The sequence below is a fragment of the Paenibacillus sp. FSL F4-0243 genome (assembly GCF_037963295.1).
Lineage (GTDB): Bacteria > Bacillota > Bacilli > Paenibacillales > Paenibacillaceae > Paenibacillus_AQ.
Genome location: NZ_CP150151.1, coordinates 1690155 through 1712194 on the forward strand (window position 1 = coordinate 1690155; position 22040 = coordinate 1712194).

A 22040-nucleotide genomic window follows, 5' to 3' on the forward strand; every position below is an offset into this window, starting at 1 on the left:
TGCACCACTGGCTTTTTTTTTTATATTTCGTGTTCGGCTACCGTGCTCCGTAAACTTGATGATTGTGGCATGATTTCATAGGTGTGCTTCAACGCTTTCTTGAAGGAAATCCGTATTCTTTAGCGCGCCACGCTACTAGTAGCGCAAGAATCAATAGAATAAACAGTACCCACGGGAAGGAGCGGACACCAACTGTTTCAATAAGAATCCCACCCATCACGCCGCCGCCGCCGATAGCTAGGTTCCATACCGTCACTAACATCGACTGGGCCACATCTGCACTTTCGCCAGCTGCTTCAGCAACTGCTGTTTGTAGCAAAGTAGCCGCTCCTCCGAACGTCAACCCCCATACAGCAACCACTAGATAGATCACTATGGGTTGGCTGCTGCTAATGCCCAGTGCAATGGATGACAAGGCGAAAGCAGCGAGGCTGTTAAGAACCAATGGACGTAGTTTGCGGTCGATCAAAATACCGATGACCCAGATGCCAATAAGCGCAGTAATGCCGAAAATAAGCAGTACCAAGTCAACGCGCTGGGTAAGCCCAGTCTGAGTAAGATAGGGTGCAATGTAGGTATACAGGATGTTATGTGCTAGCACCCATGTCAGAACGACAAACAGTACCGGCCGTACCCCTGGAATAACAAAAACCTTGTAGAGAGGGAGCCGCTTATCAGGAGCCTCCCCTGGATAGTCCGGTAGCTTCCAAAGTACCCAGCCGACCAGCATCAGAGCCAGCAGCGACATGATCCCGAAGATGGAGCGCCAGCCCACAAGAGTGCTAAGAAGTGTTCCAGCAGGGACTCCGAGTGCCAGAGCTAGAGGCGTGCCAACCATCGCTACCGCCATTGCTCGTCCCTTGAGTGACTCCGGCACCATGCGCCGGGCATAACCTGCTATCATGCCCCATAAGACTCCAGCGGATACGCCTGCGAAGAACCGAGCTGCCAGCGTAAGTATATAATTGGAAGAAAAAGTGGTGACGGTGTTGAATACGAGAAAACCAAGGATGCACATTAGTAGCAGTGGTCGCCGCCGCCATCCACGCGTCACGGTGGTTAAGGGAATCGCGGCCAACAGTGAACCCAGGGCGTACAAAGTGACAAGTTGACCCGCAAGGGCCTCGGAGACACCAAGCCCATCACCTATTTGGAGCAACAAGCCGGCCGGAATCGTTTCGGTAAGAATACAGATAAACCCCGCCATAGCAAGGGCGAGTAATCCTGCCCATGGTAAATGTTCAGAAGAGGGAGTACTGGAGGCACTTTGTGTGGCAGAAGTTGTGTTTTGGGTCATTGGAGAAGCACCTCTCTTTTAAATTGTAAAAAACTCAATGATACACACTCGAATAGGATTTACTAGACAGAGAGTCTAGACCGGTTCATTCCGGACCAAGGCTCTTTGTGTTCGTTCTTTATTTATTACGTCTATCATAAATGGCATCACAAAGGTCAACGGTAAACTGACCCGACATACCTTCTAGTGCAGTATTAGTAAATGCCACGACACTGAGCCGTTGCTCGGGGTCGACGAACCACGAATGACCATAGGTGCCACCCATACGCCATGTACCCGGGGATTCCGAAGTGTCTGCGGCGACAGGATCCTTCAGTACCGTAATGCCTAGGCCAAAGCCTCGTCCTGGCCAGAAGGCCATTGGCAGATCACCGATCTGGTTGGTCGTCATATCGTGAACCAGAGACTCTGGTAGCAGCGGTGCTCCGCCCTTACGTAATGTTTCCAGCAGCTGCAAAAAATCCCCAGCACTGCCGACCATGCCAGCTCCTCCAGAATGATAGGCAGTATCGTCAAGTGCTCGACCAGGGGCAAGCAGGAATCCAGCCGTTCCCTCCATAAAGGCAATACTGTCGGGATCATGTAAAGGCCGTGGCTCTGGAGTATCATTGGCATAGGAAGTAGCCAGTCGTTCTCGATTGACTGCAATAAAACCCGTGTCGCTCATGCCAAGCGGTTTTGTCACGAGTGAATGTACGGCCTCATTGAGCGGTGTTTCTGTGACCTTTGCAATTACTGCTCCTAGCACATCTGTCGCGATGGAGTATTTCCACTCGGTACCTGGCGTATAGAGGAGGGGGACAGAGGCAAGACGACGCAGGTTCTCTTCCAATGTGATGCCGGACTGATCCATACCATCTGATACCCCTGCTGACTGATAGGAACCATTCTCTTCTTGGAAAAATCGGTAAGAAAGGCCTGCTGTGTGCGTCATCAAATGACGAATCGTCAATGTCGCGAACTCGCCATTCTGCAAACGTGGCCGAAACTCTGGGAGCCAACGATCAACGCGGTCATCCAGCTGTAGTCGACCTTGCGCAACTAATACTAGGGCTGCCGTTGAAACGATAGGTTTGCTAACAGAGGCGAGCCGGAATAAGGCGTCTTCTTGCATAAGTCTGCTCATCTCGCGGTCGGCAAGACCGGCAGCGCGGCTATAAACGAGTTCCCCATCTATCGCCACTTTAATGACAGCACCGACCAGGAGCTTGTCAGCAAGGGTTCGATCAATTACTTCATCGATGCGACCTGATAACCATTCTGTATTTATTTTGTTTGAATCCAATATACTCAACATTCTTCATCCCTTCGGAATAGTTAAAGCCAGGAACACTTTACTATTGTAGGGTTATTATATATAACAAGTTATCTTGATTACATAAGGTAACTAAGTTAAATTAGCCTTATAACGGTTAATTACAAGCTAGTTTATAGGAGGAACCTTAAATTTAAAGGATGTGATTTTGATGGACCATATTGATAAGCAAATTCTTTTTCATCTTCAAAATCAAGCGAGAATTTCTATGACAGAGCTGGGAAAATGTGTCGGTTTATCGCAACCTGCAGTTACGGAAAGAGTTAGGCGTATGGAGGAGAAAGGTATCATCAGCGAGTATCGCACCATCATTTCCCCTGAAAAGATTGGAAAACATGCTGCTGCCTACATGTTATTTCATTCTAGGGATTGTAATGCATTCCTTGATTTCTGCCGCTCAAGTCCTGATGTCGTCGAATGTTACCGTATAAGTGGGGAACACAACTACTTATTGAAAGTAGTAACCGACTCTACACGAGCCCTCGAGGATTTCGGAAATCAATGTGACAAATACGGTACCTATACGATTCTAATCGTGATGTCATCGCCAATCGATCATAAATTTCTTATACCTTCGCTTGAAGAAGCAAGCATCAACTTGCTGAGTTAGAATTGAACATTACTTCTGCCAGCCCTTCAACGCAAAAAGACTCTTCTATATAAATAGAGGAGTCTTTTTGATTGGAATATTTTTCAGGATAAATGGTTCCACAAATCGTTGTCGGTCCCCTTTACATTCAAATTAATTAGCTAAGACATTGTCAGCATCGCCTAGTTTCCAACGGCAGGTCATTATCAGTTTGTCACCCTCCAGTTCGGCTGTCAGCGTGCCACCCATTTTATTCATCAGACTTTTGGCAATGGAGAGACCCAGCCCGGAGGCTTGAGAAGATCGGGTACGGTCTGCGGTATAGAATCGGTCAAATAAGAGGTTAACATCGCTTCCGGCTAGTTCCTTCGCATCGTTTACTATCGTTAAGTCAGCTGTTACCTGCCGTCGTTCGAAACGGATTTCCACATACCCGGTCGCGTGTTTGACCGTATTGACAAGTAAATTCTCGACAACCCTCCGCACAGCGGACTCATCGGCGTATACGGATACATTTTCCTCAGGTAGCCGTATATCCGGTGTAATATTGCGTTCGTTGAAAGAATCGTAAAATCCGACCAGAATTTCCGAGAGTAGGGCCGTCATCCCAAGCTTTTCGGTATGTAGAGGATAATCTAGCGATTCGATCAAGGAAAGCTCAAAAAAATCATTCAGCAGTGCCTGCAGCCGTTTCGTCCGATTTTTAACGATGGCAACATATTCAAGTTTTTCATCAGGGGTAATTGACTCATCCTCCAACAGTTGAATATAACCGAAGATGGAGGTGAGGGGGGTACGGATATCATGTGAAATATTCGCTACAGCCTGACGGAATTCTTGTTCGACACGTTTTCGTTGGGCTTCCGCTTCGACGATTAAATTAGATTGACGATTGATTTGTCCCGCAAGTGCCTCAAGCTTCTGGTCGAATAGAGCCACATCGATTTTTTTACCGGTTGATCGCTCATTGTAGGTATGCAATTGCCCTGTTATCCGCCCTAGCTCTCGCCTTAACATCAACAAACGGAAAAGCAGGAGAGCTCCTGCCGCAAACAATATGATTGTCAGAATAAGCAACACTCTCCTGCACCTCCTATTTATTATTTGATTTCTTTTCTGTGGAATACGAGAATACCGAGTACCCCGGAAACGGCTATTGTCAACAACGGTACAAGTAAAAGCGCTGGCCAATCTCCACTGTCGATACTGGGCTTACCGATATCGCTCACCAGTTTGAAGATGGAATAATCGTACAAATTACTAAAGAAAAAGATCTTCGAACCTATACCAGCCAAAACCGTATCGATCATAAGGAAGAAAATCATTGAGAAGCCGATAGTTTTGCCGCTGTCGGTTAGGATTACGGTGAACAGCGCCCCGATGGCTGCGTAACCAGCTGTGTACAACAACGTTAGCCCGAGGGCTCGCGGTATGAAAAGTGTAGTGCTTCCTTCCGGCAGATGACCGAAGCCCGAAAGCAGCGTGACTTCGACTGTGCTGACAATAGGAAAGACGAGCGAAATCGCCATGGCTCCAACTGCGAATACGATTAGTTTTGCTGCGAACAGCCGGCCTCTGGTGTTGCCCGAAGATGCAATCGTCTTCATGACCCCTGTGGAATATTCGTTAGAGATAAAGAATCCAGCCAGAATGGCTACGCCGAATTTAATAATGTAGGCATTGCTTGAAATAAAGGTAGTCAGAAATTCAGCGCCGGTGATCTGAGGTTCCCCATTGGACCGATGATCAAAATAATATAGCAATGGGTAAGCAAGCGAGAGAACGGAAAGTGCCAATAGAAAAGTCCAAAATGATCTATTCTTACGGAGCTTGAAAAACTCGACTCTGATCAGATTATACATTTGGATTCCCCCCAATCCGCTTCGTAAAATAACTTTCCAAGTCTTCACCCATAGGCATAAACTTCTCGATCTCGAGGCCTGCAGAGAATAACGCTGTTGATACTTTGCCTGGCTGCTCAATACGGCTATACAACTTGATGGTTCCATCCTGCATCACTTCGAAATCGGCCGTACCCAGCTCGTTCTGAATGACGGCTGTTGCCTTGCCCGGATCATCCACTTTGATAAACAAATACTGCTGACATTTCTCGTTTAATTCCTCCGCAGTGAGTTGTTCAAGCAACTGACCGCGATGAATAATGCCATAATGACTTGCCATTAAATGCAGCTCACTTAGAATATGACTTGAGATCATTATCGTAATGCCAAGCTCACGGTTTAGTCGCTTGAGCAGTTCGCGCATTTCGACGACACCCATCGGATCTAACCCATTGGTCGGCTCGTCCAGAATCAGAAATTCTGGATCTCCCAGCAAGGCGATGGCAAGACCTAACCGCTGCTTCATTCCAAGTGAGAAATTCTTGGCTTTCTTCTTGCCGGCGCCCTGCAGTCCAACTTGCTCTAGCATTCTAGGAACGCAATCTTTGCCGGGAATACCACGTAGAATCCGGTTTGCTTCTAAATTTTCGCTCGCAGTCATATGGGGGAACAAAGCGGGACTCTCGATAATCGAGCCGATTCGCTTACGAGCCTGGATCAAGGCCTGCTCTTCACTGGCTCCGAACAGCTCGATCGTCCCCTGAGTCGGAAAAGCAAGTCCGGTCACAATCCGGATTAATGTTGATTTTCCAGCTCCGTTTTGCCCAATAAAACCATAAATAGAGCCTTTACGGATTGACAAATTGACTTTGTCCAGCGCTGTATGGCCCTTGAACTTTTTGGATAGCTGATTTGTTTTTAATACATACTCGTACATCTCGTCTTGGCCTCCTTTTCGTGATAGACCAAGTATAGAATTGAAAACATAAGAAGAGCTAAAGCCAAATCTTAAGAATGTCTTAAGGCTTGAGCCGATAACCTATGCCCCATACTGTCTCGATAAATTCGCTTCCTGGTGCGGCCTTGGTTAGCTTGCTGCGCAAATTGCTCATATGGACATTGACCGTATTGTCATCCCCGTAATATGGCTCGTGCCAGACCCTTTCGTACAAATTCGCTTTCGTGAACACCTTCTTAGGGGCCGACAAAAGCAACGAGAGAATCTCAAACTCTAGAGCTGTGAGCGTCAGTTTCGCTCCATTTGCCGTAACCGACATCGCCTCTCGATGAAGTACAAGACCCTGATGCTGGAGCACGTTAGGCATAGCCGATTGCGCAATCCGCGAATACAAACGTAGATGAGAATCGATCCGTGCAGAGACTTCCTCAACGTCGAAGGGTTTCGTAATGAAATCATCCGCCCCCGCCCGCAGGGCAGATACCTTGGTCTGGGGCTCACCCTTGGCTGAAATGATAATTACGGACATATCGTCCCGCCCGGCAATCTTCTCAAGTAGTTCCTCTCCCGACATGCCAGGCAGCATCAGATCCAGTAGCAGCATGCTCCATTGACGTTGCTCCAGATAGAGAAGTGCCTCCGTTCCCGAGTAAGCAGGTTGGGGGATGTAGCCGCTTTTCTTAATAATGTTGCACAGCAATCGGTTGATGTCGCTGTCGTCCTCAGCAACGAGAATATGTATCGGGTTATTCATTTAATCTCCTTATTTCACCTAAAATAGGTCATTATTCGGATGAATGCCTATTAAATAGGATAGCAGGTTTTAGATTCTGTATCCAGATCCAGCCAATTTCTGCATTTTGGTTATTCAAATCTATATCACCGATTCTGGTGAGTTCATTTTTATATAACAAAGAGACTCTTCTATATAAATAGAGGAGTCTCTTTGCGGTGTTAAGGTATTTAGATAAATAGATTATGACTAGATTGATCAGCTTGACCGAGGTAATATCCTACACCGCCGATTCCAACACCGTCGATCAGTTCTTCACGGGTAATGCCCATAAGATCCATGGACATTTGGCAGGCAACGATCTCGACGCCTTGGTCGACAGCCATTTGAATCAATTCTTCCAAAGAAGAGACATTATTGTTCTTCATTACAGAGCGGATCATTTTGGAGCCCATGCCCATCATGTTCATATTCGAAAGCGTTAGCTTCCGACTGCCACGGGGCATCATCGCTCCGAACATTTTACCGATAATATTCTTGTTCACAGGCACTTTCTCATCCTTGCGGATAATATTGAGACCCCAGAAGGTAAAGAACATCGTCACTTTTTTGCCGCTGGAGGCAGCTCCGTTGGCAATGATGAAGGAAGCGATCGCTTTATCCAGATCACCGCTGAATACCACCATCGTACTTGCATTACTAGTTTGGACGGGCTGTGCTCCTGCAGGTACGGAATCCGCGGTAATGCCTTTGCGCAGATAAGCTTCAATCATGCCAGTAGGCAGCTTCGTTAATTGCAAAAGCGTATGCTTCGACATGCGAGCCCATGCCTTAATATCTTCATAGAATCCCGGATCGGAAGCCGTTACCTTTAAGACTTGCCCGTCCAAGAGCGGGTCCATGCTCATCTTGACTTGGATCAGCGGCCCAGGGCAGCATAGTCCGCAAGCATCAAGCACGGAATCAGGTGTTAGATCCGATTCTTGTTTGGAAGGGGTGGATACAGATGGGCTAGAGTTGGCTGCGAAAGCTGTAGTGTTGGTATTGGCTGCAGCTGAAGCAGTGCCAGTTCCAGTTCCATTGCTAGTGTCAGTTCCCGCCGGTGCTCCCGTTGTTGCGATTTCTTTACGGGCTGCTGCTGAAATACCTGCGTTTGGCGTCAGACTATCTTTTTTTTTAGGTGAATATTTACTCAGTTGATATGTCTTATAGCCTCCGGTCAGGTTCTTCACACGGAAACCTTTTTGCTGCAAAATCCGGGAAGCTGTGTAGCCTCTGAGTCCAACTTGGCAATACACCCAAATTTCTTTACTAGGATCAAGCTCGGCTAGACGACCACGCAAATCATCCACAGGGATGTTAATGGAGCCTTCAATATGACCGTTGGCATGCTCGATTTCCGAACGTACGTCAACTAAAATGGTATTGTTGTTGTCACGACCTTCTAAATCCTTAGGAACGAATACTGTAGTCATGCCTTTCAAAATATTTTCAGCAGCAAAGCCAGCCATATTCACTGGATCTTTAGCAGAAGAGTAAGGAGGGGCATAAGTAAGCTCCAATTCCGTTAAATCAGTGACCGTACCTCTAAAGCGAATCACTGTAGCGATATCGTCGATACGTTTATCTACTCCACTGTAACCCACAGCTTGTGCGCCGAGTACTGTACCTTTTGGATCAAAAATCAGCTTCATAGATATTGGAGTTGCCCCCGGATAATAAGTTGCATGAGAGCTTGGATGTACGTAAATCACGTGATATGGTAAGCCCAAACGTTGTAATGTTTTTTCGTTATTGCCGGTAGAAGCACCCGTGACTCCAAAAACCTTAATAATAGAAGTCCCTTGTGATCCTTTGTAAGTAGTGCCTAGACCGCTGACGTTGTCCGCAGCAATCCGTCCTTGCTTATTGGCAGGACCAGCTAGTGGAATAGCAGTTTTAGTTCCGTTCACGAAATCAACCACCTCGACCGCGTCACCTACTGCATAGACCTGATCCAAATTTGTTTCCATGCGCTCGTTGACCAAGATATGGCCGCGTGGACCGAACTCTAAACCACTATCCTTCAGGAAAGAGGTATCCGGCGAAACGCCGATGGCCAACAGAACCATATCACTTTGAAGCACAGTGCCACTTGCCAACTGAACCTCTATTTGTTCACCCACTTCTGCAAACCCCTGGACCATATCGGAAAAAATAAGATTAACGCCATGCTCGTCGAGCTCTTTTGCCAAAATAGAAGACATTTCAGTATCGAACGGAGCTAAGATTTGTGGACCCGCCTCGATCAAGCTTACTTCCAGACCTGCTTCTCTGAGGTTCTCCGCCATCTCAACACCGATAAACCCACCACCGATCACAACGGCGGAACGAGTGCCTTCGGCTGCGACTTTGGTTTTGATTTTGTCGGTGTCGGGAATGTTGCGCAGCATGTGAATTTTGGAACTCTCGATACCAGGTAGATTCGGACGAATCGGTTTAGCGCCGGGTGATAAAATAAGCGCATCATAGCTCTCTTCATAGGAGCCTTTTTCTATACTTTCTACTCTTACTTTCTTGTTCACAGGGTCGATAGACACCACTTCACTTTGAATTCGAACATCGATGTTAAAACGTTTATGCATCGCCTCTGGTGTCTGAACCAGCAGCTTGGAGCGATCCTGAATGGAACCTCCGATATAATAAGGCAGTCCGCAATTGGCAAAAGAAATGTACGGATCACGTTCAAACATGATGATATGAGCCTCTTCATCTAATCTCCGAAGCCTGGCGGCCGCTGATGCGCCTCCTGCAACTCCTCCGACAATCAGTACTTTTTTACTCATGATGATTTATTCCTCCCCTAAAAATAGCTGAATTAGATGTTTGATTTTCTCGTCTTTAACAGAATAGTTAATTTCCAGTCCATTACGTTCGGTTTCGACAATGCCTAGAGCTCTAAGCTTCTGCAAATGCTGGGATACCGTAGATTGTGGAAGGTCGAGACAGTCCTGCATGAAGCTAACGTTGCAGCTGCCTTTTTCAAGCAGACCTTTAATGATGCACAAGCGAACGGGATGAGCGATAGCCTTTAGGGTTTCGGCGGTTTGATTATAGGCTTTGAAATTTTTGTCCATGGTTATGAACTCCTCGCTTTACAATATCCTTATATCGTAATATTATGATATAGTGATATTAAAATCAAGTTATTTTTAAAAAAAGAGAAGGAGAGATGCTCGATGTCTTTTAAAATTTCAAAGGAAATTACCCCTCAGCAAGTGGCGGAACGTCTGAAGAATGGAGAGGCTCCTACGCTGCTGGATGTACGCGAACCCGCCGAATGGGTGGAGGGACATGTGATCGGTGCGAAGCATATTCCGCTTGGGCAGCTGTTAATGCGTATAGATGAACTAGATCCTAATGGAGAGATGATTGTAATGTGCTTAAGTGGTGGTCGAAGCGGATTGGCTTGTGAGCTGCTGAGCGAAAAGGGTTATAACGTTGTGAACATGACGGGTGGATTAAGCGCTTGGACGGATGATTTTTTGGTACGGGGGTAATAGATGAACATGATGTTTAGGATCCTACTGAGTATAGTAATTGCTTTTAGTATAGTAAGGTTCTTACGTTCCGCTTGGCCAGTCCGTTCACTCTCCTATGTAGAAGCCCGTGACGTTCGCGAATTAGCAGATCAATCACTGGACATGAAAATGCTCGATGTTAGAGATGCCGTAGATTATGAGAAGGATAGTATCCGTGGCTCGATAAATATATCGATCGGGCGGTTAGCCTATGTCTGGCAACATTGTCTATCTACTGACGATTCGGTTCTAATCCTTGCTGATAGTTACTATAAAAGAAACAAAGCTGCGAGAATTCTGTATAAACAGGGCTTTCGAAAGTTATATGCGGTAAATGGTGATTTTTTAGGAAGTAAAAGAACACTCTCCGACATTTCAGTGAAAGGTTGTTGTGAAGGATAATGGATTTAAGCTCATTAATGTCCCGTCTCGGATTTGGTAAAAGCGCAAGTGTAAGTGTAAGAACGTTAAAGGTGTCAGAGTTTCGGAGCGAAATGGAGCAATCCAAAAATAGGCTGCTGATCGATGTCCGCGAACCGGATGAATACAAGAGTGGATTTATTCCGGGGGCGAAAAACATCCCGCTGTCTCAGTTGGAAAAGCGGCTCGGTGAAATCCCTAAGGATCGGGATGTGTTGCTCTACTGCCGCAGCGGTATGCGAAGCAAAAGTGCAGCGCGGATTCTGAGCAAGCAGGGGTATACTCGCCTTGCACATTTGCAGGGCGGGGTAAGCAGCTGGAATGGGAAGTTGAGTCGACGGTAACTGAACTAATTTCTCTGAACAAACTCTAATAGAGCTAACTCCAAATGAGCTTACTAAAGCTGGCTTTGCTTTAACGCAACGTACTTAAACCAACTAGCTTTTTTGATCGATAAGTTAAATTTTGCTGGATCTATCATTGAATGTAGAGTGTTTATTGACAGCATCAGAAAGTGAATACTATACTTTTGAGGAATAGGACGAAGCACGTCCCGTACCCATATTGGGTGCGGGATTTTTTTATGCCAAGAAGGAGGGTGACGTATGGGATTTACGGAGGAGCATCGTAAGTGGGTAGAGGATCATATTAGTAGAAGAACGGGAGAACGGCGGGGGAGATTGGAGCGTGGACATGGCCATGGTGAGCGGATGTTTTTGGAGAAGGTATGGTGGCCTATGATGGGGCATTTCAATGACCTTCATCCTGAATATGAAGTGTTGGATTGGCGTAGTAAGCCCTACTTTGTTGATTTTGTGTGGAAGCCTGGCCAGGTTAAGTTTGCGTTTGAAGTTAAAGGCTACGGCCCACATGTGCAAAATACAGACCGAACACGCTACAGGCAGGAGCTGAATCGAGAGACTTATCTGCAAATCGCGGGTTATCGGGTCGTGGCGATTCCTTATGATGATCTGGATGCGAATCCTGAACTTACGATTACTTTGTTAAGACCATTGCTGATGCCTTACCTCGCTGTGAAGATGGAGGAGCAGGGGGAGTTTTGCCGACTGGAGCGTGATATTTTGCGGATTGCGGTTCGCACGAATGGGTGCATTCGTCCGGTTGATTTGGTGAGGGAGCTTGGGATTGATAAGCGTACGGCTCGAAAAGGACTGAGTGCTCTCAGCCAAAAAGGAAAGTTTTGCCCCATAGTTTCTCAGGAGAGCGGTAGAGTCTGCAAATATGAATATATCCATTCCTTAAAGGATATTCAGTTATGGTAAGGCAATTAAAATACCCCAGATGCGACCCAAAAGGCTGAAATTGAGCAAAAGAGGGGTAAAAATACCCCAGATGCGACCTAAAAGGTTGGATTTGAGCGAAAGAGGGGTAAAAATACCCCAGATGCGACCTAAAAGGCTGGAATTGAGCAAAAGAGGGGTAGAAATACCCCAGATGCGACCCACAAGGTTGGATTTGAGCGAAAGAGGGGTAAAAATACCCCAGATGCGACCCAAAAGGCTGGAATTGAGCAAAAGAGGGGTAAAAATACCCCAGATGCGACCTAAAAGGCTGGAATTGAGCAAAAGAGGGGTAGAAATACCCCAGATGCGACCCAAAAGGCTGGATTTGAGCGAAAGAGGGCCGAGAACGTCCCGTTATCATCGCATCTCACTTCACCAAGGGAGACGGGCGAGCGAAGCATACGATAAATCTCTAATTTTGACCTGATTTTCACTTAGATTGTTTAGGTGTTACTTATCAAGCTAATCTTCTATGATTAAGTTGATAGACCAGATTTGTGTTAGACACAGACAACTACCTCGAGAACATATGAAACCGCTATCAACTTGAATCGAAGGAGCGATTATGATGGAAACAGTGACATCTAAATATCCATTTCAACAGATTGATTTACCCTTAAATGACCGAGTGCAGGATTTGATCTCCAGATTAACGCTTGATGAAAAAGTAAGTCTGATCCCTCAGTATCAAGCGGCTATAGAGCGTTTAGGCGTTGGAGCCTATAAGCATGGTACAGAAGCGGCGCACGGAATTTCCTGGCTTGGAAAAGCGACCTCTTTTCCTCAGCCAAGCGGACTGGCTTGTACTTGGAACCCAGAGCTAATGAAGGAAATCGGCTCGGCTATTGGAGATGAAGCAAGAGCATTTTACAAAAAGAATCCAACGGTGAATGGCCTGACGTTATGGGCACCAACGGTGGATATGGAGCGTGACCCACGATGGGGTAGAACGGAAGAAGCCTACGGTGAAGATCCAGAGTTAACTGGACAACTCAGCACATCACTTGTGCAAGGAATCCAAGGCGATCACCCGGTGTATTTGAAAGCGGTCGCAACGCTTAAACACTTCCTAGGGAACAACAACGAGATCGAACGCGGAAATTGTTCCGCCAGCATCGATCCGAGAAATATGCGTGAGTATTATCTGGAAGCATTCAAGCCTGCTTTTCAAGAAGGTGGCGCACAGTCTATGATGACCGCCTATAACTCGGTGAATGGCGTGCCTGTTATTCTTCATCCGGCAGTCATGGATGTTGTCAAAGGCGAATGGGACATGGACGGTTTTATCGTCAGTGATGCTGGTGATTTATTCGGGATTGTGAAGGATCATAAGTATTATGAATCTTTTGCACAGTCGATGGCGGAATCTATCAAAAACGGAATTGACAGCGTAACAGAAGAAACTGAAGAGACGATCAAGGTTCTTCATGAAGCACTAGACCAAGGCCTACTATCAGAGGAAGATCTGGATCGTGCACTAACTAACACATTTAGAGTTCGTTTCCGTCTGGGAGAGTTTGACCCCGCTGAAGGTAATCCATACACAGCAATCGACGATTCCGTAATTCTTAGCAAAAAACATGCCGCACTTTCCTTGGAAGCTGCCAAACAATCCATTGTGCTGCTGAAGAATGATCAGGCAACATTGCCACTGAGCAAGACTGAATTAAACAAAGTGGCGATTATTGGTCCACTTGGCGATGAAGCTTTCAGAGACTGGTATTCCGGCACATTACCTTATGGAGTGACTCCACTGCAAGGTGTTAGTAAGAAACTGCCTGGTAAACAAGTTACTTTTGAGAGCGGCGCAGATCAAATCATTCTTACCTCAGCTGCAAACGGCCAAGCCATCGGAATCACGGGTGAGGACGGAAGGCTGGCTGTACAACATGACATAGCAGAGCACGGAGAATTGTTCCAACATACCGCTTGGGGCTGGACTAGCAATACTCTGAAGGCGACAAGTCGTGGACAGTATGTAACTTTAAGCGAAGCGGAGACACTTACAGCATCTGCTGATGAAATCTACGGCTGGTTTGTAAAAGAATCCTTGAACATCGTCCCGGAAGCTGAGGGTAAAGTCTCTTTGCGGACTTGGAATGACAAATTGATCTCTGTGAATGCTGAGGATGGCACGCTGCAGGTTGCTGATCAGGTCGCAAGTGCGGACGCTCGTCTTTTCAAAAAGAACATCGTTACAAACGGACTGGACGCTGCGGTAGAAGCTGCCAAAGCAGCTGAAGTAGCAGTGGTTTTTGTCGGTAATCATCCACTCCTTAACGGAAAAGAAGAAATCGACAGACCTGATATTGTACTTCCGGAGGAGCAGGAGCGCCTGGTCAAAGCAGTCTATGAAGCGAATCCAAATACAGTGGTAGTTATTGTCGGCAGTTATCCGATTTCTTCCACTTGGATTGACGAGAATATCCCGGCAGTATTGTATACATCCCACAGTGGACAAGAGCTTGGTAATGCGGTTGCAGAAGTGTTGTTCGGAGATTACAGTCCTTCTGGTAAGCTGAATATGACTTGGTTCCGTTCTGTGGAGCAGCTGCCTGAGCTGATGGATTATGATATTATCAAAGGTAAAAGAACCTATATGTACTTTGACGGTAAGCCATTGTATCCTTTTGGTCACGGCCTAAGTTATGCTGAAGTGAATTACAAGAATCTAAATTTGAGCACAAAGGAACTGCAGCAAGACGATACGCTTAACATTTCCGTTCAAGTGGATAATACTGGAGCAGCTGATGGGGACGAGGTTGTTCAGTTATATGTGCAAACTTTGAATTCCCGGGTCAAACGTCCGATTAAGCAGCTGAAGGGTTTTGAAAAAGTGAGCACCGCCGCAGGTCAATCGAATACTATAGAGTTTGCATTACCAGTTACAGAGTTAGCATTCTGGGATGTTACACGCGAACAATATTGCGTCGAAAATGGAGAATACGCAATTTTGATCGGCTGTTCTTCTGCTGATATTAAATTATCTTCAGTAGTAACGGTGAAAGGGGACATCATTCCTTCCCGTAATTTATATAACAACACCAAAGCAGAGAACTATGATGACTACGAAGGCGTATATCTGGACGAATGCAAAGCAGGCGGGGCTTCGGTACATCCGGTAAAAGAGGGCGCTTGGATCGCTTTTAATGACGTATTGTTCGATCATGGAGCAGTAGTAATTGAAGCTCTGGTCTCCTCTGCAAAAGGTGGCAGCATTGAGATCAGAACCGGAAGCGCAGCTGGGAAACTGGTTGGAACCGTGACTGTTCCTTCTGGTGGAGTTCTGCAACAGTGGAGCACATTGAAAGGCGAAGTATCCGTGGAGACGGGTACTAGCGATGTTTATGTAGTTTTTAACGGTGAGGTGCTTCTCAGCCGGTTTCAATTTAATCAATAATAGAGATGACCTTTGATTATGGGATGGAGTGTGCTATATGGAGTGTTTGGGGTGTCGGATTGCTAACGGAATTGAGCCTAACGTAAAAGTAGTATATGAGAATGAATTTATTACTTGTGTGCTAGATATCGCTCCGTTTAACGAAGGACATCTACTGATCCTTCCTAAAAAGCATTATTGGGATCTCGAAGAAATCGATTCAGAGACTTCCTATGCGATAATGGACGCATCAAAGAAGCTGTCAATCGTCTTGAAGGATCTATTCAAACCGGATGGCATAAGCATATGCCAAAATGGCGGGAAGTTTAACGACCTGACCCATTACCATATGCACCTTATCCCTAGATACGAAGGAGACGGATTTGTTTGGAGTGAACCACTACACCCGCACGGTGCTGAGAATTTTTTAAGTCACACGCAAGCAAAGATTATTGGTGTTTTAAAAAAGTAACAATCATAAAAAGGGCATTCCTGAAGAAATATCAGGGATGCCCTTTTCCTTTTGTTATAGAGTAACGCTCTAATCACATCCGCCACCGCCACCAGCATCTCCGCCACCGAAATCTCCCCCGCTGCTGTGCCCGCTATCCCCGCCCCAGCTATGACCGCTGTCATGTCCAGAATGGTGATGGGAGTCGCTCCCGTGATGTTGATGGTGATATTGGTGATTAGAATGATTCGGGTTATTTGGATCCAGCAGATCTGGATGGCTAGCTGCCATAAAAGACATGCTGGCGGCGTCATCTCGTCTATTTCTCTCAAATCTGTTACTGTTCGAGTTTGAACCATTACTAACTATGGACTGTATGATTATAAATACAACGACTCCAATAAACAGTATCCCAAAGACCATTAGATCGCCCTCCTAGTTGTTCATTATAAGCTGTATTCACTTAAATTGTACCATAATATTGAATAAATGGATTTAAGGAAATAAAATCACCGCTTATCTTTAACCTCTCTTCATAATTGCTATGAGTTTGTTCTTTTTTTATTTAGAAAAGGTTGATTTTATCACCCCGATTTGCTACCATACGATGTAACTTAATAGTTATTGTTTTCTAGGGTTCCGCAGCTGGTGCACAGCTGGTCTGGTCCGAGGGAAAACGCACGAACAGCATCGTTCGTGTCTACACGGAGGGATAAAAGCCCGGGAGGTATCGTTATAAATGACGATGACCTTCCGGGCTTATTTGTTTGTTTCGTGGGCAATTATAAAGTTAGTGAATTGAAGGAGGGCTTGGAATGAAGAACAATTCAGAGTGGTTAAAGGTAGTTGGTGCAGCTGTTTTCGAGGTCATGTGGGTCATCGGCTTAAAACATGCTTCCACGATGTGGGAGTGGCTGATAACTGTGGTAGCTATAATAATAAGCTTCTATGTGATGATTTCAGCGAGTACCAAATTGCCGGTCGGCACGGTATATTCCGTGTTTGTTGGTCTAGGAACTGCAGGGACAGTAGTTGCGGACATGGTTTTATTCGGAGAACCGTTCAAGTTGATGAAGCTGGTTCTAGTGGTTATTTTGCTGGCAGGCGTTATAGGATTGAAAATGGTGACCAAAGAAGCCGAAGTAAAGGGGGAGTCTTAAATGGCATGGGTATTTCTGGTCGTTGCTGGTTTATTTGAAATGTTTGGAGTAGCTATGATTAATAGGTTGAATAAACACCGGAATTTCCTGTCGTTCGCGCTGCTCTTTCTTGGTTTTGGAGCAAGCTTTCTGTTTCTGTCTTTAGCTATGAAGAGTCTGCCGATGGGAACAGCTTATGCGGTATGGACGGGGATCGGCGCATCCGGCGGAGCGATTCTGGGGATGATATTGTATGGAGAGGCCAAAGACTGGCGCCGGATCGTCTGTATTATTATGATTCTGGGGGCCGCTGTGGGACTAAAGCTGATAGCTTAGTTAGGTATTCATTCTTTACTTTTTCTCTTCAAAAGAGAGATTAGTTATAAATTGGACACGATTCAGATGTTTAGAAAGGTTCTTATAGGTCGTATAAAGTAAGTATACAATACTTCAATAAGGGGATTTTTAATATGACTAAGGATTCAATCGAACATTTGGCTGAAATCGCAAGAATGAACCAATCTAACCGCATGCTGCTTCCAGATGGAACGTCACTTCCCAGAATTGGGCAGGGAACTTGGAATATGGGTGACGACAATGCCCGTAGGGAGGAAGAGATTGCTGCCCTGCGATTAGGCGTGGAGCTAGGCATGGATTTAATAGATACGGCTGAGATGTATGGGGACGGACGCTCGGAGCTTTTAGTAGGTGAGGCCATCCAAGGCATTCGGGATCAAGTTTACCTGGTGTCAAAAGTCTATCCACATAATGCCGGGAATGAGCAACTTATCCGCAGCTGTGAAGAAAGCTTGAAACGCTTGAATACGGATCATCTGGATCTTTATTTGCTGCATTGGCGGGGAGATATTCCACTAGAAGAGACTGTTGTCGGTATGGAGAAACTAGTCTCACAAGGAAAAATAGCAAGATGGGGTGTATCCAATTTCGATGTCGACGATATGAAAGAACTGCTTGGTATTGCTGGAGGAACTCATTGTGCAACCAATCAGATTCTATATCATTTAGGGTCCAGAGGAATTGAAACTGAACTGCTGCCATGGCAGAGAAGTCACAAGATCCCGGTAATGGCTTACTCACCGCTTGCTCAAGCTGGTTCACTCCGAAAAGGAGTAATCGAGAGTGAAGTCGTTCAGGAAATCGCCAGTGCACATCAGGCAACACCGCTTCAGATTATGTTAGCTTGGACGATGCGTGAAGAGGATGTTATTTCTATCCCAAAAGCTTCTTCTCGTAAGCACGTCATTGAGAATGCTGCTGCAGGCTTGATTACGCTAAGTGACGATGAAATTTGGAAGCTGGACGAAGCTTTCCCAATACCTTCTTGGAAAGTACCGCTAGATATGATTTAAATCCGTTCTATTCACATAAAGAGAAGCCCTCAATCACTGTAAAAGTGTTTGAGGGCTTCTTCTGTCATTCCTTGTGCGATTAGCTGTTCTCAATAATTGTCTGTAGTGTAGTCCGGTCAAGGCCTTCTACCAGTTTGATCAGAAGCTCTTTAGCAGCATCGTAGTCATCACTGTGAATCACTGATGAAGCGGTGTGTATGTAGCGGGAGCATATTCCGATTACTGCGGAAGGAACGCCAATTCCACTAACATGAACCTGACCTGCATCTGTTCCGCCTTGGGATACAAAATACTGATATTTGATCCGGTGGGTATCCGCTGTATCTTGTACATATTCAATCAGACCGCGATGTGTAACCATCGTAGGATCAAAAATACGCAAGAGAGCTCCTTTGCCCAGATGGCCAAATGCCTGACTGTCACCAGTCATATCGGCAGCAGCGCTCGCGTCCAGACCGAAGAAGATGTCAGGTGACAGGAGATTAGCCGCAGTACGCGCACCCCGAAGACCTACTTCCTCTTGTACAGTGGCACCAGCGAAAACGGTATTCGGCAGCTTTTTACCGTGCAATGCTTTAACTAGTTCAATGGCGAGACCTACGCCGTAACGGTTGTCCCAAGCTTTCGCCAAGATTTTTTTGGGATTAGCAAGGGGAGTAAAAGGACAAATCGGCAGAACTTGTTGGCCTGGTCTAACGCCAAAGCTTTCTGCTTCTTCACGGCTGTCTGCACCGATATCAATATACATTTTGCTGATTTCGCCAGTCTTACCACGTTCTTCATTGCTTAGCAAATGGATAGGCGTACTGCCAACAACTCCGGTCAGTGTTCCTTTAGGTGTAATGATATGTAGGCGCTGGGATGCAACAGCAGAGGCAAGCCAGCCGCCAAGTGGTTGAAAACGAATCATACCGGTGTTAGTAATTCCAGTTACCATGAAACCTACTTCGTCAAAATGCCCAGCGACCATAATCTTTGGCCCGTTCTCTTCGCCGCGCAGTACGCCGAACAAACTACCGAGACGATCCTGTACGAACTCTTCAGTATAAGGAGTCATAGCATCCTTGACGTAAGCGCGGAGTTCGCGCTCAAATCCTGGGGCTGAGGGAAATTCGGTAAGTGTTTTGAACATGTCCAATGTTTCTTGATTCATATGAATTCACTCCTTTATTAAAATATAAGAACTCATTTATACATCATTCTTATATTTCTACGAGAAACGGATGTTATCCATAATGGACCACATCGTTATTTCTTCCTGCAACTTAGTATGAACATTCTGAGCTCACTTGTCCATGACAAGAGACAATGAACACCGGGCACGAGCTCCACGAATACTATGCATTAGAGGCTTTGGTGGCAGGAGCCTTAGAAAGGATGCGAAGATGAATGAGGGTAGCGGGTAGCGTACCCCCAAGAAGGGTGCAGGGAGGATTATCAAGTAGGAGCCTACAAGGAAACGGAACGCGCAGACGATACTGGCGCCACAATCCAAGGGAAAGAGAAGCAGTACTTATTTTTGTGCTCTTTTTATTGCTGATTGTTGTGTTACTGTATTTTTCCTGAACTGGAGGGACATAACGAAGCGGAGGATGGCAAACAATAAGGAAAACTTCTAAGCGAAGAATAACTTAAGGGGCTTAAAAGTGAGTACTATGATGCTTGTCAGCCCCCTTCGCCTAACTTTCAGGAGGTGCCTCAATGCCGGCGAAAACTAAGAAATCGGGTGTCAAGCTGAAGCTTGACACCCTGACTCCACAAGATTATGAGAAATTGTCCAAGCCTTTTGTTCCTGCTAGGCCCGTATTCAAAAACTGCATACGAGCGTTTATTGCTGGCGGCATAATCTGCGTTATTGGACAAGGGATTCAGGAGGCTTTTATGGCAATCTTCGATATGACCTCCAAAGAAGCTGCCAGTCCCACAGTCGCGGTGATGATCCTACTCTCTGTAATTCTGACCAGCTTTGGCGTGTACGACAAAATGGCGCAATGGGCTGGTGCAGGAACCGCAGTTCCAGTGACCGGGTTCGCAAACAGTATGTGCTCTGCAGCTCTGGAGCACCGCGCTGAGGGTCTTGTACTTGGTGTAGGCGGCAATATGTTTAAGCTTGCGGGTTCGGTCATCGTATTTGGTGCCGTCGCTGCTTTCATAATTGGTATCGTCTATATCTTTTTGGGCACAGGAGGTGCACACCATACATGAAACAGCTTGGTAGTCAGACATGGGAGTTCACGAACTGCCCCATTATTTTAGGCTCTTCCGCAGTAGTTGGACCGGAGGAGGGAGAAGGTCCTTTAGCTTCTGATTTTGATTTTATTTTTGATACGCTGGAAATGGATGAGAAGACATGGGAGAAGGCCGAGCGCGCTCTGTTCGAGAAGGCTTCCCATCTGGCTCTGATTAATGCGAATATCGATAAACAAAAGCTGGAGTTTTTTGTCGGCGGAGATTTGATGAACCAGATTATCAGCAGCTCTTTCGCGGCAAGAAAATTAGGTGTGCCTTATCTCGGAGTCTTTGGTGCTTGCTCTACTTCTATGGAGAGCCTTGCGATTGCCTCAATGATCGTTGATTCTGGAGGCGGTAAGTATGCGCTAGCGGGAACATCAAGTCATAACTGTACGGTGGAGAAGCAGTTTCGTTATCCAACGGAATATGGTTCGCAGAAACCCCCAACGGCGCAATATACAGTTACAGGTTCGGGTTGTGCTGTAGTGGGTCAGAATGACGGTTCGGGTAACTATCCAGTCGTGGTGTCTGCCACGCTTGGACGTATTATGGATCTTGGTTTGACAGATCCTTTTAATATGGGGACGGCTATGGCACCCGCGGCCGCGGATACAATCACTGCGCATTTTCGGGATACAGGTCTATCGCCCGGGCACTATGATTTAATTGTTACCGGCGACCTGGCATCCGTAGGGTTACCTATAGCCAAGACCCTATTGGCTAAAGAGGGAATTCCTATGGAGCAAACAACCTTTGACGATTGTGGTTTGCTTATCTACGACTTGGAGAAACAGAAATATGTGATCGCTGGAGGAAGCGGCTGCGGGTGCTCAGCGGTTGTAACCTATGGTCATATCCTTAAGCGGTTAAAAAAAGGTGAACTTAAACGGGTTCTTATAGTGGCAACGGGCGCACTTTTATCACCTTTGTCTTATCAGCAGGGAGAGAGTATTCCATGTGTTGCTCATGCCGTAGCCATAGAGAGCGGAGGTCAAGCATAATGATGATTTACTTATGGGCTTTTCTGATTGGAGGAGCCATTTGCGTTATAGGACAGCTGATGTTCGATGTATTGAAGCTGACACCTGCACATACGATGAGTACCTTAGTTGTAGCCGGAGCGATTGCTGATGCTTTTGGTATCTACGACCCACTTGTGAAATTTGCGGGTGCTGGGGCAACCATTCCGATCACAAGCTTTGGGAACTCATTGGTTCATGGGGCATTAACGGAGCTGGAGCGGGATGGCTGGATCGGTGTAGTTACGGGTATCTTTGATATTACAAGTGCGGGTATCTCGTCAGCTATTGTGTTCTCCTTTTTGGCAGCTTTAGTTGTACGGCCGAAGGGGTAAAGTTGATGCTACATGAAAAGGTTGTCGTCAGAAAAAGACGGCATCCTTTTTTTGTTATTTTAAAATTGTAGGATGTTTCATCTTATGGTTTTTTTTGT

The 22040-nt window shown here is 46.1% G+C and carries 24 protein-coding genes and 1 riboswitch; of the genes, 13 read left to right on the top strand and 11 right to left on the bottom strand.

Translation table 11 applies throughout. The features are described from left to right. Positions 1–88: 88 nt before the first annotated feature. Together NSS87_RS07620 and NSS87_RS07625 are read right to left on the bottom strand one after the other, a co-directional pair. Positions 89–1297 (bottom strand): MFS transporter, encoded by a 1209-nt coding sequence (locus NSS87_RS07620; protein ID WP_339246017.1) that lies wholly within the window; start codon positions 1295–1297, stop codon positions 89–91. Between the two features lie 118 nt (positions 1298–1415). Further along, complete coding sequence (locus NSS87_RS07625; RefSeq protein ID WP_339246018.1) at positions 1416–2594, bottom strand: serine hydrolase domain-containing protein; 1179 nt, start codon at positions 2592–2594, stop codon at positions 1416–1418. Between the two features lie 169 nt (positions 2595–2763). Between NSS87_RS07625 and NSS87_RS07630 the strand changes: the two genes are divergently transcribed. After that, positions 2764–3222, top strand: a complete 459-nt coding sequence (locus tag NSS87_RS07630; protein WP_076298160.1) for an Lrp/AsnC family transcriptional regulator — start codon at positions 2764–2766, stop codon at positions 3220–3222. Positions 3223–3354: 132 nt separating this feature from the next. Here the strand turns inward: NSS87_RS07630 and NSS87_RS07635 are convergent, their stop codons facing one another. The 6 genes from NSS87_RS07635 to NSS87_RS07660 all read right to left on the bottom strand — a co-directional run bounded on the left by NSS87_RS07635 (position 3355) and on the right by NSS87_RS07660 (position 9849). Next, positions 3355–4281: a HAMP domain-containing sensor histidine kinase gene (locus tag NSS87_RS07635; protein ID WP_339246021.1), complete on the bottom strand. Its 927-nt coding sequence runs from the start codon at positions 4279–4281 to the stop codon at positions 3355–3357. 20 nt (positions 4282–4301) lie between these two features. After that, positions 4302–5063 carry an ABC transporter permease gene (locus tag NSS87_RS07640; protein WP_339246023.1) on the bottom strand — a complete coding sequence of 254 codons (762 nt, stop codon included), beginning with the start codon at positions 5061–5063 and terminating at the stop codon, positions 4302–4304. Next, positions 5056–5979 (bottom strand): ABC transporter ATP-binding protein, encoded by a 924-nt coding sequence (locus NSS87_RS07645; RefSeq protein ID WP_036675740.1) that lies wholly within the window; start codon positions 5977–5979, stop codon positions 5056–5058. The genes NSS87_RS07640 and NSS87_RS07645 overlap by 8 nt, the downstream gene beginning before the upstream one ends. 82 nt (positions 5980–6061) lie before the next feature. Beyond that, positions 6062–6754 (bottom strand): response regulator transcription factor, encoded by a 693-nt coding sequence (locus NSS87_RS07650; protein WP_339246026.1) that lies wholly within the window; start codon positions 6752–6754, stop codon positions 6062–6064. Positions 6755–6963: 209 nt separating this feature from the next. After that, positions 6964–9558: an FAD-dependent oxidoreductase gene (locus NSS87_RS07655; RefSeq protein WP_339246028.1), complete on the bottom strand. Its 2595-nt coding sequence runs from the start codon at positions 9556–9558 to the stop codon at positions 6964–6966. 6 nt (positions 9559–9564) lie between these two features. Beyond that, positions 9565–9849, bottom strand: a complete 285-nt coding sequence (locus NSS87_RS07660; protein WP_042185935.1) for a metalloregulator ArsR/SmtB family transcription factor — start codon at positions 9847–9849, stop codon at positions 9565–9567. 102 nt (positions 9850–9951) lie between these two features. On the opposite strand from NSS87_RS07660, the gene NSS87_RS07665 reads away from it, so the two are divergent. The 4 genes from NSS87_RS07665 (at position 9952) to NSS87_RS07680 (ending at position 11996) form a co-directional block, all read left to right on the top strand. Next, positions 9952–10272, top strand: a complete 321-nt coding sequence (locus NSS87_RS07665; RefSeq protein ID WP_076298156.1) for a rhodanese-like domain-containing protein — start codon at positions 9952–9954, stop codon at positions 10270–10272. Positions 10273–10281: 9 nt separating this feature from the next. Further along, positions 10282–10695 carry a rhodanese-like domain-containing protein gene (locus tag NSS87_RS07670; protein ID WP_197071272.1) on the top strand — a complete coding sequence of 138 codons (414 nt, stop codon included), beginning with the start codon at positions 10282–10284 and terminating at the stop codon, positions 10693–10695. Then, positions 10695–11057: a rhodanese-like domain-containing protein gene (locus NSS87_RS07675; protein ID WP_042185939.1), complete on the top strand. Its 363-nt coding sequence runs from the start codon at positions 10695–10697 to the stop codon at positions 11055–11057. Before NSS87_RS07670 ends, NSS87_RS07675 begins: the two co-directional genes overlap by 1 nt. Before the next feature lie 261 nt (positions 11058–11318). Further along, positions 11319–11996: a hypothetical protein gene (locus NSS87_RS07680; RefSeq protein ID WP_339246034.1), complete on the top strand. Its 678-nt coding sequence runs from the start codon at positions 11319–11321 to the stop codon at positions 11994–11996. Here NSS87_RS07680 and NSS87_RS07685 read toward each other — a convergent pair. Further along, positions 11988–12299 carry a hypothetical protein gene (locus NSS87_RS07685; RefSeq protein WP_339246036.1) on the bottom strand — a complete coding sequence of 104 codons (312 nt, stop codon included), beginning with the start codon at positions 12297–12299 and terminating at the stop codon, positions 11988–11990. The genes NSS87_RS07680 and NSS87_RS07685 overlap by 9 nt on opposite strands. Positions 12300–12585: 286 nt before the next feature. Here NSS87_RS07685 and NSS87_RS07690 point away from each other — a divergent pair, with 286 nt between their 5' ends. Next, positions 12586–15417: a glycoside hydrolase family 3 C-terminal domain-containing protein gene (locus NSS87_RS07690; RefSeq protein ID WP_339248463.1), complete on the top strand. Its 2832-nt coding sequence runs from the start codon at positions 12586–12588 to the stop codon at positions 15415–15417. A gap of 37 nt (positions 15418–15454) precedes the next feature. Continuing rightward, the gene (locus NSS87_RS07695) at positions 15455–15868 is read left to right on the top strand and encodes an HIT family protein (RefSeq protein ID WP_042185945.1); all 414 of its coding nucleotides are present in this window, start codon (positions 15455–15457) and stop codon (positions 15866–15868) included. A 69-nt stretch (positions 15869–15937) separates the two neighbouring features. Here NSS87_RS07695 and NSS87_RS07700 read toward each other — a convergent pair whose 3' ends face one another. After that, positions 15938–16270 carry a hypothetical protein gene (locus NSS87_RS07700; RefSeq protein WP_339246038.1) on the bottom strand — a complete coding sequence of 111 codons (333 nt, stop codon included), beginning with the start codon at positions 16268–16270 and terminating at the stop codon, positions 15938–15940. Positions 16271–16467: 197 nt separating this feature from the next. Beyond that, positions 16468–16576, top strand: a riboswitch (guanidine-I (ykkC/yxkD leader). Between the two features lie 86 nt (positions 16577–16662). Here NSS87_RS07700 and NSS87_RS07705 point away from each other — a divergent pair. From NSS87_RS07705 to NSS87_RS07715, 3 genes are all read left to right on the top strand, one after another. Further along, positions 16663–17007 carry a multidrug efflux SMR transporter gene (locus NSS87_RS07705; protein ID WP_042125357.1) on the top strand — a complete coding sequence of 115 codons (345 nt, stop codon included), beginning with the start codon at positions 16663–16665 and terminating at the stop codon, positions 17005–17007. Further along, positions 17008–17322 (top strand): multidrug efflux SMR transporter, encoded by a 315-nt coding sequence (locus tag NSS87_RS07710; RefSeq protein ID WP_042125359.1) that lies wholly within the window; start codon positions 17008–17010, stop codon positions 17320–17322. Positions 17323–17456: 134 nt separating this feature from the next. Continuing rightward, entirely contained in the window at positions 17457–18356 is a 900-nt protein-coding gene (locus tag NSS87_RS07715; RefSeq protein ID WP_339246042.1) for an aldo/keto reductase, read from the top strand. A 79-nt stretch (positions 18357–18435) separates the two neighbouring features. On the opposite strand, the gene NSS87_RS07720 is transcribed toward NSS87_RS07715, so the two are convergent. Continuing rightward, positions 18436–19509: a M42 family metallopeptidase gene (locus tag NSS87_RS07720; protein WP_042185952.1), complete on the bottom strand. Its 1074-nt coding sequence runs from the start codon at positions 19507–19509 to the stop codon at positions 18436–18438. A gap of 548 nt (positions 19510–20057) precedes the next feature. On the opposite strand from NSS87_RS07720, the gene spoVAC reads away from it, so the two are divergent. Genes spoVAC through spoVAE form a run of 3 tightly spaced genes read left to right on the top strand, consistent with a single transcriptional unit; the run spans position 20058 to position 21942 of the window. Further along, positions 20058–20561 (top strand): stage V sporulation protein AC, encoded by a 504-nt coding sequence (spoVAC, locus tag NSS87_RS07725; protein WP_042185955.1) that lies wholly within the window; start codon positions 20058–20060, stop codon positions 20559–20561. Continuing rightward, the gene (spoVAD, locus tag NSS87_RS07730) at positions 20558–21589 is read left to right on the top strand and encodes a stage V sporulation protein AD (protein WP_339246045.1); all 1032 of its coding nucleotides are present in this window, start codon (positions 20558–20560) and stop codon (positions 21587–21589) included. Before spoVAC ends, spoVAD begins: the two co-directional genes overlap by 4 nt. A gap of 2 nt (positions 21590–21591) precedes the next feature. Further along, entirely contained in the window at positions 21592–21942 is a 351-nt protein-coding gene (gene spoVAE, locus NSS87_RS07735) for a stage V sporulation protein AE (RefSeq protein ID WP_036675923.1), read from the top strand. The last annotated feature ends 98 nt before the right edge of the window (positions 21943–22040 follow it).

Bases quoted from the DNA above. Each gene is read 5' to 3' on its own strand.
- NSS87_RS07630 (WP_076298160.1), top strand. From the start codon at position 2,764: ATGGACCATATTGATAAGCAAATTCTTTTTCATCTTCAAAATCAAGCG.
- NSS87_RS07695 (WP_042185945.1), top strand. From the start codon at position 15,455: ATGGAGTGTTTGGGGTGTCGGATTGCTAACGGAATTGAGCCTAACGTA.
- NSS87_RS07705 (WP_042125357.1), top strand. From the start codon at position 16,663: ATGAAGAACAATTCAGAGTGGTTAAAGGTAGTTGGTGCAGCTGTTTTC.
- spoVAD (WP_339246045.1), top strand. From the start codon at position 20,558: ATGAAACAGCTTGGTAGTCAGACATGGGAGTTCACGAACTGCCCCATT.
- NSS87_RS07625 (WP_339246018.1), bottom strand. From the start codon at position 2,594: ATGTTGAGTATATTGGATTCAAACAAAATAAATACAGAATGGTTATCA.
- NSS87_RS07675 (WP_042185939.1), top strand. From the start codon at position 10,695: ATGGATTTAAGCTCATTAATGTCCCGTCTCGGATTTGGTAAAAGCGCA.
- NSS87_RS07720 (WP_042185952.1), bottom strand. From the start codon at position 19,509: ATGAATCAAGAAACATTGGACATGTTCAAAACACTTACCGAATTTCCC.
- NSS87_RS07655 (WP_339246028.1), bottom strand. From the start codon at position 9,558: ATGAGTAAAAAAGTACTGATTGTCGGAGGAGTTGCAGGAGGCGCATCA.
- NSS87_RS07650 (WP_339246026.1), bottom strand. From the start codon at position 6,754: ATGAATAACCCGATACATATTCTCGTTGCTGAGGACGACAGCGACATC.
- NSS87_RS07715 (WP_339246042.1), top strand. From the start codon at position 17,457: ATGACTAAGGATTCAATCGAACATTTGGCTGAAATCGCAAGAATGAAC.
- NSS87_RS07660 (WP_042185935.1), bottom strand. From the start codon at position 9,849: ATGGACAAAAATTTCAAAGCCTATAATCAAACCGCCGAAACCCTAAAG.
- NSS87_RS07670 (WP_197071272.1), top strand. From the start codon at position 10,282: ATGATGTTTAGGATCCTACTGAGTATAGTAATTGCTTTTAGTATAGTA.
- spoVAC (WP_042185955.1), top strand. From the start codon at position 20,058: ATGCCGGCGAAAACTAAGAAATCGGGTGTCAAGCTGAAGCTTGACACC.
- NSS87_RS07710 (WP_042125359.1), top strand. From the start codon at position 17,008: ATGGCATGGGTATTTCTGGTCGTTGCTGGTTTATTTGAAATGTTTGGA.
- NSS87_RS07640 (WP_339246023.1), bottom strand. From the start codon at position 5,063: ATGTATAATCTGATCAGAGTCGAGTTTTTCAAGCTCCGTAAGAATAGA.
- spoVAE (WP_036675923.1), top strand. From the start codon at position 21,592: ATGATTTACTTATGGGCTTTTCTGATTGGAGGAGCCATTTGCGTTATA.
- NSS87_RS07690 (WP_339248463.1), top strand. From the start codon at position 12,586: ATGGAAACAGTGACATCTAAATATCCATTTCAACAGATTGATTTACCC.
- NSS87_RS07700 (WP_339246038.1), bottom strand. From the start codon at position 16,270: ATGGTCTTTGGGATACTGTTTATTGGAGTCGTTGTATTTATAATCATA.
- NSS87_RS07645 (WP_036675740.1), bottom strand. From the start codon at position 5,979: ATGTACGAGTATGTATTAAAAACAAATCAGCTATCCAAAAAGTTCAAG.
- NSS87_RS07665 (WP_076298156.1), top strand. From the start codon at position 9,952: ATGTCTTTTAAAATTTCAAAGGAAATTACCCCTCAGCAAGTGGCGGAA.
- NSS87_RS07680 (WP_339246034.1), top strand. From the start codon at position 11,319: ATGGGATTTACGGAGGAGCATCGTAAGTGGGTAGAGGATCATATTAGT.
- NSS87_RS07620 (WP_339246017.1), bottom strand. From the start codon at position 1,297: ATGACCCAAAACACAACTTCTGCCACACAAAGTGCCTCCAGTACTCCC.